We start from the raw sequence: 12,039 nt of genomic DNA on the forward strand, positions 1-12,039 counted from the left end.
GCGGTGAAGTGGCGTCCGGGGCTGCGGGCGCGTCGCTGCCGCCGAGTGCCGGCGCAAGCAGGGCATCGATGTCGAATGGCAGCGGCACGCTGGCCTGAAACGCCACGCGCTGGCCGCCGGAGACCCGCTTGAGCCGCTCTTGCTCGGCCAGCACCTTGACGATGTAGTCGCGCCCGTCGGTGGTGACCGCGCCAACGTACAGGCGCAAGCCACCGGGGATGGAGCCGGCGCGCCGCACCGCGTCGTGCAGGATTTCGGCGCCCACGCGCAGGTTGCTCAGGGGGTCGAACGCCGCCAGCGGCCCGCCGTGGGGTTCGAATTTGTCCTCGTGCGCGCGGGTGTGCACCTGCATCAGCCCGTGCGCGCCCCAGGGGCTGGCCGCAAAGGGGTTGAAGCGCGATTCGATGGCCATCACCGCCAACAGCAACGTGGGTTCGAGCCGCAGCTGCGGCCCCAGCCGGTAGGCTTCGGCCACCAGCGCGCCGAGCGGCTCAGCCGCCACCCGGTATTTGCGCGCCAGCCACTCGGTCACGCGCGCCTGCTCCTGCGGCAGGGCCTGCGCGTCCGTGCTCACCACGCGTTCGGCGGGGGTGGTGGGGCCGACGGCCTCGTCGTCCAGCGCGGCCGCGTCGGGCAGCCAGGCGCCAAGCGCATGGTCCACCGCATCGCGCAGCGACGGCTGCGTGGCCAGCAGCAGCGCTGCGGCCAGCGTCACCACGCCCAGCCCGGTCACGCCGTGCCGCGCGGCCTTGCAGGTCCGCAGCACGAGCGGCCACACCACCGCAGCGGCATTGCGCACGGTCATACCGAGCGGTGGGCGCTTCGGAGCGCTCTTTTGGGTGTCGAGGCATATCGCCATGCACACACTCCTTTCCTGTGGGTCAACAAGCCGCCCAACCGGTTCACCGTGGCGGTGGGTGGCCGCGTCCGCTGCCCGACTGGCGGCGGCGCCCGGCATGGAGGCCATGGCGGCCCCCGCGACACGGCGATGCGCGCAATCGGCCACCGTGTCGGCGCTGGCGGCTTGCGGAAGCGCCGCGTCCACGGGTCAGCCCGCTGCCGGTGTCGGCGCGGGGGACGGTGGACGATCACGCCCGCCGCAGCGGGCGGATGCCGGCCCTTCCTAGGGTTATCACCAATCAAAAACGGCGCGATGGTAGGGCTGTCATCATGCCAAGTCAATACTTATGAAATCGTTTTTTATAACCAAAACTTTCGCGGTTGGGCTTGGTCGCCAGCGCACGGGTGCCTTGGTGCGCGGAAAATGGGGCTGCTTCACGCCGGGCTGGACCACGCCGGCGATGCCCCGCCCGGCGTGATGGGCGCTCGTAATGAAAGCGTGCGCCGTCATCAAAAAATTTCAGCCCACGGCAGGGACGTGTGGCGTACAGTGGGGCTGTCGCGATCGGTACACCATGGCAATGCGCCCGTCCGGTCCGACATGCCCGCCAAGGCGGCGACGCTTTGGCCTGGCACAAGCGATGGAAGCAATCCGTTGCTTCCGGCAGTGTGTGACCGTTCCCCTCCACGCTGCCCCCTGGCACGGCGTCCCCCGTGCCAAAGGCCCCGATGGGTGCAGCCCGTCGGGGCCTTTCTGCGTGGCGCGTGCCCCCAAGCGCTGCGGTGGAGCGCCGGGGTGGTGTTGCCGATCGCTCAATCGGCGGTGGCGCGCCGCCGCACCTCGGCCAAGTACATCTGCCCGTCTGGCGGGCGGCCGTGGACCTGGCTTTCCCAGAGCATGCGGCCCAGGCATTCCATCACCTCGTGGTGCGCGGCGTGCAGCGACCCGCGCCGCGCGGCCAGCAGCTCCACGGCCTGGCGGATGCCTGGTGGTTGGTCGATCGAGCACTGCTCGCTGATGCTCAGGTGCATCGACAGGTGCAAAAACGGGTTGTCGCGCGTGGGATCCACCGTGGCCATGGCGCGCAGCGCGCCGTCCAGGTCGGACAGCGCCGCGTGGTACTCGGGGTGGCGCTGGATCCACTCGTAGGCGAGCGTCTCCAGGGGCTCCAGCGGTTGGCCCTGGCGGCCCTTGTCGTAAGCGCCACAAAAAAAGCGGCGCACATCGGCTTGGGATGGGGTGAACATGACCGCATTGTGCCGCCCATGGACTACCATGGCAGGGCCTGTTTGGAGCGTGCCCATGCCCGTGCTTGCGATCGCCAATCCCAAGGGGGGCGTCGGTAAAACGACGCTGGCCACCCACATCGCGGGCTATTGGGCCCGCTGCGGGCACGCCGTCATGCTGGGGGATGTCGACCGCCAGCAAAGCTGTGCCCATTGGCTGGCCCTGCGTCCGGCGGCGGCGCGGCCGATCGCCGGCTGGGATGCCAGCCGCAGCGACGTGCTCAAGGCCCCGCGCGGCACCACCCACGTCGTGCTCGACACGCCGGCGGGCCTGCACGGCCAGCGTTTGCGCGAGGTGCTGCGGCGCACCGACCGCCTGCTCGTGCCGCTGCAGCCCAGCGTGTTCGACATGTTTGCCACCCACGATTTTTTGCAGGTCGTGCGCGAGCGTGCCCACGCCGGCTTGCGCGTGGCCCTGGTGGGCATGCGGGTGGACGAGCGCACCCTGGCGGCGCGGCAGCTGCAGGCCTACCTGGACATGCTGGGTCTGCCGGTGGTGGGCTGTGTGCGCGAGGCCCAGCTCTATCGCCACCTGGCCGCGCAGGGGCTGACGCTGTTCGATGTGCGGCCGGCGCAGGTCGAGCGCGAGCTGGCGCAGTGGCAGCCGCTGCTGGCATGGCTGGACGCGCCGTGAAGGGGCAGCACCATCTGTCCGCTGCCGGACACGGCCCGCGGCGCCGGGCCGCTACAGTGCGGGGCCATGAAAACCTTCGAATCGTTTGACGCGCTGGCGGCTGCCGTGGGCACCGAGGTCGCCGTTACCGACTGGTTGACCATCACCCAGGCGCGCGTGCAGCAGTTTGCCGATGCCACCGACGACCACCAATGGATCCATGTCGATCCTGAGCGCGCCGCCCAGGGCCCGTTTGGCGGTCCCATTGCCCACGGTTTTTTGACGCTGTCGCTGCTGCCCAAGTGGCTGGGCGAGTCCGTGCGCGTCTTGGGCGTGGGCATGGCCATCAACTACGGCACCAACCGCGTGCGCTTTACGGCCCCGGTGCGCGTGGGCAGCCGCGTGCGCGCGCGGCTGGCGCTGCAATCGCTCGAGCGCATTGCGCCCGATGGCGTGCACCTGTGCTGGCTGGCGACGGTGGAGATCGAGGGGCAGCCCAAGCCCGCTTGTGTGGCCGAGCTGCTGGTGCGCTACTACGCGTGAGGGCGGGGCCCGTCAGGCCGCGCCCGCAAAACCCTGCTGCCGCCAGGCCTCGAAGGCGGCGACCGCCACCGCGTTGGAGAGGTTGAGGCTGCGCTGCCCCGGCCGCATGGGCAGGCGCAGGCGCTGCTCGGCGGCGAAATCCGCCAACACGTCGGCGGGCAGACCGCGCGACTCGGCGCCGAACACCAGCCAATCCCCGGGGGCGAAAGCGACCGCATACGCGCTGCGCGCGCCCTGGGTGGTGAAGGCAAAGCAGCGCGCCGGGTCGGGGCGTGTGGCGGCACGGAAAGCCGCCCACGAGGCGTGGCGGCGCACCGTCGCGTATTCGTGGTAGTCCAGGCCCGCGCGCCGCAGCAGCCGGTCTTCCATCGAAAAGCCCAGCGGCTCCACCAGGTGCAGCGTGCAGCCCGTGTTGGCGCACAGCCGGATGACGTTGCCGGTGTTGGGTGGAATCTCGGGCGCGACCAGGACGATGTGAAACATGGGGTGCGCATTATTCCACCGGGGGTGGGGTGCGGGCGAACACCAGCGCATCCACCGCCGCCGCCCCCGCCTGGCGCAGCGCCCGGGTGGCGGCGCGCAGCGTGGCGCCGGTGGTCATGACGTCATCGACGATGAGCACGCGCCGGCCCTGCACACGCGCCGCGGCCCCGGCGGGCACGTGAAACAGGTGCTCGGCGTGGGCCAGCCGCGCCGCACGGTCGAGGTGGTGCAACACGGGCGCATCGGCCGCGCGCTGCAGCACGCCGGCGTCCGCGGGCGGCACGCGGGTGTGTGCGGCCAACGCCCGCATCAGCGCCCAGCTCTGGTTGTAGCCACGATCGGCCAGGCGCGCCGGTGCCAGCGGGATGGGCAGCCAGCGGTCGGCGCGCTCGAGCAACCGGGGGACGGCCGGGTCGTCGAGCCACAGGGGCGCCAGCGCCCCCGCCAGGCCTGGCTGTCCGGTCGATTTGAGCGCGCGTATCCAGGCATCCCACGGGTGGGCGAAGTCCACCCGCGCCACGACGGTTTCCCATGGGGGCGGCTGGTGCTCACAGGTGTGGCAGCGCTGCAAACCCGGCGCCAGCGGCAGCGCGCAGCCCGGGCAGCGCGGCAGCAGCGGTGCCAGGTCGCGCCGACAGTCGGGGCACAAAGGGCCATCCGGCCAGCGTCCACACACTTCGCACAGCGCCGGACAGTGATCGTGTAGCCACCGCCGCAGCCTTGCCCATGCCACTCGCATGTCCCCCCTCGCCCTGCGGGCATCGCTGTCTGTTGCGGCGTTCACTATACTGCGCGCCCCATGGCCGTGTCCACGCCCGCAGTGCCCGACGATCGCGTCCCGGACCTCGATCCGGTGGCGGCGCAGCGTTGGCATGCGCGCGTGCCGTCCGCCAGCCCGTGGCTGCACGAGACCGTGGGCGAGCGCATGGCACAGCGGTTGGACTGGATCGTGGCCCGGCCCCAAACGTGGGTGAGCTGGTCCCCGCTGCTGGGTGGCGAACGGGCGCACCGCGCGGTGGCGCGGCGCTACCCCGAGGCGCGGGTGTGGTTGGCCGGTGAGGGCGCGGCGGCGGCCCAGCGGCGCTGGCAGGCGCCGCCGCTGCCGTGGTGGCGGCGCTGGAAGGCGCGCGCTGCGGCTGCGCCCGCGCCCGAGTCGGCGCTGGCGGGGGTGTTGCAGGACTCGGCAGCGCCGCCCGAGCCGGTCGGCCTCATCTGGGCCAACATGGCGCTGCACACCGTGGCGCAGCCGCGTGCGCTGTTGCAGCGCTGGCACGACTGGCTGGCGGTCGATGGTTTTTTGATGTTTTCCTGCTTGGGGCCGGACACCGGGCGGGAGCTGCGCGCGGTCCACGCCGCGCAGGGGTGGCCGGCGCCGGCGCCCGCGTATGTCGATATGCATGACTGGGGCGATCAGCTCGTCGCACTGGGGTTTGCCGATCCGGTCATGGACATGGAGCGGCTCACGCTGGCCTACCCCAACGCCGAGCGCCTGCTGGCCGACCTGCGCGAGAGCGGGCGCAACTGGCACGTCGGGCGCTTTGGCGCGCTGCGCGGGCGGGGGTGGCGCGCGCGCTGGCTGCGTGCCATGGAAGACGGGTTGCCCCGCAACGCCGAGGGGCAGCTGTGCGTCACGGTGGAAATCGTGTACGGGCATGCGTTCCGACCGGCGCCGCGCCTGCCGGTGGCGCCGGTGACCAACGTGCCGCTGGAGCGGCTGCGGCAGACGCTGCGCGCTGGGGTGGCGGGCGATCGCCCCGCGCCGCCGCATGGCGCTTGAAACCGCACTACAATTGACATAGATCAAACGCGTCGGTGGGCCAGGGGTCTGCCGGTGGTTCGTGTGGTGGTGTGCCCAATCCAGGAGACAACCGTGGCCTCCCCAGAGCGAGACGCGTCGCATGCCCGCTTTCGGCTGGCCGAGCCAGGTCCGCACGGGTTGCGCTGGCAGCTGCGGCGCAACTGCGTCCTGACGCCGCAGCAACTGCTGTGGGCGTTTGCGCTGGCGGGCGTGGCGGCACTGGTGGTCGCCGGGTTCTTCTGGGTCATGGGGGCGCGGCTGGTGCTGCCCTTTGCGGTGCTCGAGACGGCTGCGCTGGGATGGGCGTTTCTTTGGTATGCGCGCCACGCGACCGACCGCGAGACCCTCGTGCTCGATGCACGGCGTTTGGTGGTGGAGTGCGAGCAAGGCGGCGTCGTGGCCCGGCATGAGTTGCCGCGGCCATGGCTGCGCGTCGGGGATGCGGGGGGTCTGGTGGAGTTGCGCGCCGGCGCGTCCTGCATCCGGGTGGGCCGGTATGCCCGTCCGGAGCACCGGTGTCAGGTGGCGCGTGAGTTGCGCCTGGCGCTGGGACTGCCGGTGGCTGCGGCCGTCGACGCGTAACGCGCGCGCCACCGCCGAGTGCCCGATCGTCGCGGCGGCCGGGTGTGGTGCCGCGGGCTAGGGATACCCCGAACCGTTAGGCTAGCAAAAATTTGGTGTAATCGGTGTTGACATAAATCAACGCTTATATTCGAGGCAAACGACGTGAGCACGATGAAGCATTCCGGTCAATCGCGGCGCTGGCATGGGGTCCGCGCCTGGGGGCGCGCCCGCAGCGCCGTGGGCACGGCCCTGCTGGGCCTCGGTGTCGGGATCTCGAATGCGGTCCACGCCGCGGTCAACGACCTGCCCGGGGGGCCGGCGGTCAACCAGCTCAACTTCCACCCGCCTGCGACGCGCATCGCCGAAGAGCAGCACTGGCTGCACTGGTTCATGCTGGGCATCTGCGCGACGATCTTCGTCGTCGTGTTCGGCATCATGTTCTACTCGATTGCCAAGCACCGCAAGTCGGTGGGTCACCAGGCGCAGCAGCTGCCCGAGCCGATCTGGGTCGAACTGGGCTGGACCATCGTGCCGCTGCTCATCGTCATTGGCATGGCACTGCCCGCCACCAAGGTGTTGGTCGCGCAAAAGGACACGAGCAACAGCGACCTCACGATCAAGGTCGTGGGGATGCAGTGGAAGTGGGGCTATGAGTACCTCAAGGGCGAGGGCGAGGGCATCCAGTTCCTCTCCACGCTGGACCCCACGCACCGCCTGATGGCCGACAGCGGCAAGCCCGCGCCCACCGACGACTATCTGCTCAAGGTCGACAACCCGCTGGTCGTGCCGGTGGGCAAAAAGGTGCGCATCATCACCACCGCCAACGACGTCATCCACGCCTGGATGGTGCCGGCTTTCGGTGTCAAGCAAGACGCCATCCCCGGTTTCGTGCGCGACACCTGGTTCCGTGCCGAAAAGACCGGTGACTTCTACGGCCAGTGCGCCGAGCTGTGCGGCAAGGAGCACGCCTTCATGCCGATCCACGTCAAGGTGCTGTCGCAAGAGGACTACACCAAGTGGGTCGAGGAGAAGAAAAAGGCCATGGCCGCGCTGGCCGACGACCCCAACAAGGAGTGGACGCTGGCCGAGCTGGTCAAGCGCGGTGAACAGGTGTACGCCGCCAACTGCGCCGCCTGCCACCAGGCCAACGGCAAGGGCGCGGGTCCGATCAAGCCCCTGGACGGCTCGGCCATCGTCACCGATGCCGACCACGGCAAGATGATTCAGGTCATGCTCAACGGCGTCAACGGTGCGGCGGCGCAGATGCCCGCCTGGAAGCAGCTCTCGGACGTCGAGCTGGCAGCCGTGATGACCTTTGCCAAGAACAGCTGGAGCAACAGCACCGGCCAAGTCGTGCAACCGAAGGAAGTGCTGGCGGCGCGCCAGTGAGCGGGTATGAAGCCTTGAGGAGATTGCCATGAGTGCAGTACTGGATCACCACGACGTGCACGCGCACGATCATGAGCACCATGCGCCGACCGGCTGGCGTCGCTGGGTGTTTGCCACCAACCACAAGGACATCGGGACGCTGTACCTGTTGTTCAGTTTTACGATGCTGATGATCGGCGGCGTGCTGGCCCTGGGCATCCGCGCCGAGCTGTTCCAGCCCGGTCTGCAGGTCGTCAACCCCGAGCTGTTCAACCAGCTCACCACGATGCACGGCATCATCATGGTGTTTGGCGCCATCATGCCGGCCTTCGTGGGGTTTGCGAACTGGATGCTGCCGCTGCAAATCGGCGCCTCGGACATGGCGTTCGCCCGCATGAACAACTTCAGCTTTTGGCTGATGGTGCCGGCGGCGATCATCATCGTCCTGTCGTTCTTCATGCCCGGTGGCGCCCCGGCGGCCGGCTGGACCCTGTACGCGCCGCTGACGCTGCAGATGGGCCCGTCCATGGATGCCGCGATCTTCGCGATGCACATCCTGGGTGCCTCGTCGATCATGGGCTCGATCAACATCATCGTGACCATCCTGAACATGCGCGCCCCCGGCATGACGCTGATGAAGATGCCGATGTTCGCGTGGACCTGGCTGATCACGGCCTACCTGCTGATCGCGGTCATGCCGGTGCTGGCGGGCGCCATCACCATGACGCTGACCGACCGCCACTTTGGCACCAGCTTCTTCAACCCCGCGGGCGGCGGTGACCCGGTGATGTACCAGCACATCTTCTGGTTCTTCGGCCACCCCGAGGTCTACATCATGATCCTGCCGGCCTTTGGCATCATCAGCCAGGTCGTGCCGGCGTTTGCCCGCAAGAAGCTGTTTGGCTACACCTCGATGGTGTACGCCACCGCCTCGATCGCCATCCTGTCGTTCATCGTCTGGGCGCACCACATGTTCACCACCGGCATGCCGGTGACCGGTCAGCTCTTCTTCATGTACGCGACCATGCTGATCGCCGTGCCCACGGGGGTGAAGATCTTCAACTGGATCGCCACGATGTGGAAGGGTTCGATGACCTTCGAGACCCCGATGCTGTGGGCGGTGGGCTTCATCTTCGTGTTCACCATGGGCGGCTTCACCGGTCTGATGCTGTCCATGGCGCCGATCGACATCAACTTCCAGGACACCTACTACGTGGTGGCGCACTTCCACTACGTGCTGGTGGCCGGCTCGCTGTTTGCCATGTTTGCGGGCTTTTACTACTGGGGGCCGAAGTGGACCGGCGTCATGTACGACGAGACCCGCGGCAAGATCCACTTCTGGTGGTCGATGATTTCGTTCAACGTCACCTTCTTCCCCATGCACTTCCTGGGCCTGGCGGGCATGCCGCGCCGCTACGCCGACTACCCGATGCAGTTTGCCGACTTCAACGCCATCGCGTCGGTGGGGGCGTTTGCCTTCGGTCTGGCGCAGGTGTATTTCTTCCTGTTCGTCGTGCTGCCGATGATGCGCGGCCAAGGCCAAAAAGCGCCGCAAAAACCGTGGGAAGGGGCCGAAGGCCTGGAGTGGGAAGTGCCCTCGCCGGCGCCGCACCACACCTTCGAGACGCCGCCCAAGCTGGACGCGACCGCCACGCGCATCGTGGGTTGACGTGTCCGCACCGTTGGAGCTGTGAGCGATGACGCCCGAGCAACGCCGCCAAAACGTCCGGCTGGGATGGATACTGGCCTCGGTGGCCCTGGCCTTTGCCCTGGGTTTCGTGGCCAAGCTGGTGTTGCTGGGGCCCTGACGGCCGCCCGCCATCGTGGGCTATGAACCAACGTCCAGACCGTACCGCCATGTCGCGCCGCTTGGACAACCTGCGCATGACCGGCAAGCTGGTCGTCATTGCCGTGGGCATGTTCGCCTTTGGCTATGCGCTGGTGCCGATCTACCGCGCGATCTGCGAGGTCACGGGGATCAACATCCTGGCCCTGGGCGAGCAGCAGATTCCCGGCCGCAACCGGGCCGACCCCGTCAACACCCAGGTGGACTGGAGCCGCACCATCACCGTCGAGTTCGACACCAACGTGCGCGGGCCCTGGCATTTCAAGCCGCAAGTCCGCTCGCTGGAGGTGCACCCCGGCCAGCTCACCACGGTGATGTACGAGTTCCAGAACGTGCAAAACCGCACCATGGCGGCGCAGGCCATCCCGAGCTACGCGCCCCGGCAGGCGGCCAACCATTTCAACAAGCTGGAGTGTTTCTGCTTCAACCAGTACACGCTGGCCCCGGGCGAGAAAAAGGAGTGGCCGGTGGCGTTCGTCATCGACCCCAAACTGCCCAAGGACGTCAAGACCATCACACTGTCCTACACCTTCTTCGAGGTTGGGGCGCCCACGCCGCCGGCGCCCACCGCCTCGCTGGCCCAGCCGGGAGGGGCATCATGACGCCACCGGCCCATCAGCGCCCGGTCGCCTTGTGGCCCACGGTCAAGGCGGTGTTGTGGAGCTTTTTGGGGCTGCGCCGCCGCGCCGACTTCGAGCGCGACGTGCAGCAGCTCAACCCCATCGCGGTGCTGGCCACCGGTGTGGTGATGGCGTTTGTGTTCATCGCCGTGCTGATGCTGATCGTGCGCTGGGTGGTGTCCGCATGAGGATGGGCCGCACGAACGTGAGTGACCGAGACCGATTCGATTTCATTGAGGAGTGAGCATGTCCGCAACCACACACGGCAGCACGCCGTACTACTACGTGCCCGGCCTGTCGCGGCACCCGTTCATGGCTGCCTTCGGGCTGTTTTTCGTCATCCTGGGCGCCGGCCAGTGGATCAACGGCGTCGAATGGGGCAAATATTCGCTGGTCTTTGGGCTGGCGTGGTGGCTGGTGGTGCTCTACCAATGGTTCCGCGATGCGGTGTCGGAGAGCGAAGGCGGCCTCTACGGTCGCAAGATCGACATCTCCTACCGCTGGAGTATGAGCTGGTTCATCTTCTCGGAGGTGATGTTCTTCGGCGCGTTCTTCACCGCCTTGTGGTGGGCGCGCAGCCACTCGGTGCCCAACCTCGGCAACCTGGAAAACAGCCTGATTTGGCCGAACTTCCAGGCCATATGGCCATCGGTGCAGGCCGGTGCGACGGCGTCGCCTGCGGGCATCGTGGAGCCGTTCCAGACCGTTGGGCCGTTTTGGCTGCCGACCATCAACACCGCGCTGCTGCTGACCTCGGGCCTGACACTGACCATCGCCCACCACGCGCTGCAGGCGGGTGATCGCACCAAGACCATCGCGTTCATGTGGCTGACCGTGCTGCTGGGCGCGACCTTCCTGTGTGTGCAGGGCTACGAATATTTCCACGCCTACACCGAACTGAACCTCAAGCTCAGCTCGGGCATCTTCGGCTCCACGTTCTACATGCTCACGGGCTTCCACGGCTTTCACGTGTTCGTGGGCATGTTGATGCTGCTCGTGATCACGCTGCGCCTGCAAAAAGGCCATTTCACGCCGCAGCGCCACTTCGGCTTCGAAGGGGCGGCGTGGTACTGGCACTTCGTGGACGTGGTCTGGCTGGGCCTGTACGTGCTGGTGTATTGGATGTGAACGTGCGCGCCCCGCGCGCGGGGCGCCGCGTGGTCTGGCACCGAAAGCGCCCGCGGGGCGCTTTCTTGTTGTTCAGCGGCTGGGCAAGCCGGTCGGCTGGATCCAGCCCATCCAGTAGCTTAGGAAGATGAACAGAAACAGCGCGATGGACAGGCCGATGCGCATCGTCAGCGCCCGTGCCATGCGGCGCGCGCGCTGCGCGTCGCCGCTGCTGGAGTCGCCACGCATCATCGCCACCAGCGCCGCCGCGAGGCTGCCCAGGATTCCGATGAACGCGGCGATGACAAGGTATTTCATGCGCGGCATTATCCGATGATGCGCGCGCGCCGTGTTCGCTTCGTCCTTGTGACCCTGGCCACCGTGGTGGCGGTGCTGCTGACCGCCGCGCTGGGGGTGTGGCAGCTGGGGCGGGCGCACACCAAGCGCGAGTGGCTGGCGGTGCAGGCGCAGCAGGCCGCGTTGCCGCCACTGGACTGGGCGGGTGTCGCCGATGCCGCTGCGCGCGGTGCGCTGCCGGCCATGGCCGGGCGCGCGGTGCGCCTGCGCGGCCGCTGGGTGGGTGAAGCGACGGTGTTTCTGGACAACCGGCCCATGAACGGGCGCGCGGGCTTTGTCGTCGTCACGCCCCTGCAGCCGGAAGCGGGCGGGCCAGCGCTGCTGGTGCAGCGTGGCTGGGTGGCGCGGCGGGTGGACGACCGCCAGGCGCTGCCAGCGCTTGCCACCCCCACGGGGGTTGTCGAGGTCGAGGGCCGGCTGGCCCCGCCTCCGTCCCGGCTATTGGCGTTCGGCCCGGATACCCCAGGGCCGATCCGGCAAAATATCGATTGTGCAACCTCTTTTCTGTAAATTTCCGGTTGGGTGGTCATGACAACCGGGTTACAGGTTGAAGTTGAGATAGACCTTGCCGGTCAGCCACTCGTCGTCGAGTTCGGCGAGCATTGCGGAAACC

16 protein-coding genes are annotated in these 12,039 nt (G+C 68.1%); 11 read left to right on the plus strand and 5 right to left on the minus strand.

Translation table 11 applies throughout. The features are described 5' to 3' along the window. Positions 1-859, minus strand: an 859-nt coding sequence (locus tag Tther_RS11755) for a transglycosylase SLT domain-containing protein (protein WP_246099029.1), incomplete at its 3' end; no start/stop codon positions are given. Positions 860-1,653: 794 nt separating this feature from the next. Further along, complete coding sequence (locus Tther_RS11760; RefSeq protein ID WP_143904102.1) at positions 1,654-2,088, minus strand: DUF1841 family protein; 435 nt, start codon at positions 2,086-2,088, stop codon at positions 1,654-1,656. A 55-nt stretch (positions 2,089-2,143) separates the two neighbouring features. On the opposite strand from Tther_RS11760, the gene Tther_RS11765 reads away from it, so the two are divergent. Both Tther_RS11765 and Tther_RS11770 read left to right on the plus strand, forming a co-directional pair. Further along, a complete protein-coding gene (locus tag Tther_RS11765) occupies positions 2,144-2,761 on the plus strand; it encodes a ParA family protein (protein ID WP_143904104.1) in 618 nt (205 codons plus the stop codon). A gap of 66 nt (positions 2,762-2,827) precedes the next feature. Further along, positions 2,828-3,283: a MaoC family dehydratase gene (locus Tther_RS11770; protein ID WP_143904106.1), complete on the plus strand. Its 456-nt coding sequence runs from the start codon at positions 2,828-2,830 to the stop codon at positions 3,281-3,283. 12 nt (positions 3,284-3,295) lie between these two features. Here the strand turns inward: Tther_RS11770 and Tther_RS11775 are convergent, their stop codons facing one another. Both Tther_RS11775 and Tther_RS11780 read right to left on the minus strand, forming a co-directional pair. After that, a complete protein-coding gene (locus tag Tther_RS11775) occupies positions 3,296-3,766 on the minus strand; it encodes a tRNA (cytidine(34)-2'-O)-methyltransferase (protein ID WP_143904108.1) in 471 nt (156 codons plus the stop codon). A gap of 10 nt (positions 3,767-3,776) precedes the next feature. After that, a complete protein-coding gene (locus Tther_RS11780) occupies positions 3,777-4,415 on the minus strand; it encodes a ComF family protein (protein WP_185975085.1) in 639 nt (212 codons plus the stop codon). 150 nt (positions 4,416-4,565) lie between these two features. Between Tther_RS11780 and Tther_RS11785 the strand changes: the two genes are divergently transcribed. The 8 genes from Tther_RS11785 to Tther_RS11815 all read left to right on the plus strand — a co-directional run bounded on the left by Tther_RS11785 (position 4,566) and on the right by Tther_RS11815 (position 11,090). Continuing rightward, positions 4,566-5,543, plus strand: coding sequence for a methyltransferase domain-containing protein (locus Tther_RS11785; protein WP_143904112.1), 978 nt, complete (start codon positions 4,566-4,568; stop codon positions 5,541-5,543). 93 nt (positions 5,544-5,636) lie between these two features. Continuing rightward, positions 5,637-6,146: a DUF2244 domain-containing protein gene (locus Tther_RS11790; protein WP_246099030.1), complete on the plus strand. Its 510-nt coding sequence runs from the start codon at positions 5,637-5,639 to the stop codon at positions 6,144-6,146. Between the two features lie 153 nt (positions 6,147-6,299). Beyond that, positions 6,300-7,517: a cytochrome c oxidase subunit II gene (gene coxB, locus Tther_RS11795; protein ID WP_143904114.1), complete on the plus strand. Its 1,218-nt coding sequence runs from the start codon at positions 6,300-6,302 to the stop codon at positions 7,515-7,517. Between the two features lie 28 nt (positions 7,518-7,545). Further along, positions 7,546-9,165 carry a cytochrome c oxidase subunit I gene (gene ctaD, locus Tther_RS11800; RefSeq protein WP_143904116.1) on the plus strand — a complete coding sequence of 540 codons (1,620 nt, stop codon included), beginning with the start codon at positions 7,546-7,548 and terminating at the stop codon, positions 9,163-9,165. Between the two features lie 28 nt (positions 9,166-9,193). Further along, complete coding sequence (locus Tther_RS13375) at positions 9,194-9,304, plus strand: cytochrome oxidase small assembly protein (RefSeq protein WP_221934031.1); 111 nt, start codon at positions 9,194-9,196, stop codon at positions 9,302-9,304. A gap of 49 nt (positions 9,305-9,353) precedes the next feature. Then, positions 9,354-9,944, plus strand: coding sequence for a cytochrome c oxidase assembly protein (locus tag Tther_RS11805; protein ID WP_143904128.1), 591 nt, complete (start codon positions 9,354-9,356; stop codon positions 9,942-9,944). Continuing rightward, entirely contained in the window at positions 9,941-10,150 is a 210-nt protein-coding gene (locus tag Tther_RS11810) for a DUF2970 domain-containing protein (RefSeq protein WP_143904118.1), read from the plus strand. The genes Tther_RS11805 and Tther_RS11810 overlap by 4 nt, the downstream gene beginning before the upstream one ends. Positions 10,151-10,208: 58 nt before the next feature. After that, on the plus strand, positions 10,209-11,090 hold the full coding sequence (locus Tther_RS11815; protein WP_143904120.1) for a cytochrome c oxidase subunit 3: 882 nt from the start codon (positions 10,209-10,211) through the stop codon (positions 11,088-11,090). Between the two features lie 72 nt (positions 11,091-11,162). Here the strand turns inward: Tther_RS11815 and Tther_RS11820 are convergent, their stop codons facing one another. Beyond that, complete coding sequence (locus Tther_RS11820; RefSeq protein WP_185975086.1) at positions 11,163-11,387, minus strand: twin transmembrane helix small protein; 225 nt, start codon at positions 11,385-11,387, stop codon at positions 11,163-11,165. A 48-nt stretch (positions 11,388-11,435) separates the two neighbouring features. Between Tther_RS11820 and Tther_RS11825 the strand changes: the two genes are divergently transcribed. Continuing rightward, positions 11,436-11,936, plus strand: coding sequence for an SURF1 family protein (locus tag Tther_RS11825; RefSeq protein ID WP_185975087.1), 501 nt, complete (start codon positions 11,436-11,438; stop codon positions 11,934-11,936). Positions 11,937-12,039: the final 103 nt, after the last annotated feature.

The organism is Tepidimonas thermarum (assembly GCF_007556705.1).
Classification (GTDB): Bacteria; Pseudomonadota; Gammaproteobacteria; order Burkholderiales; family Burkholderiaceae_C; genus Tepidimonas; species Tepidimonas thermarum.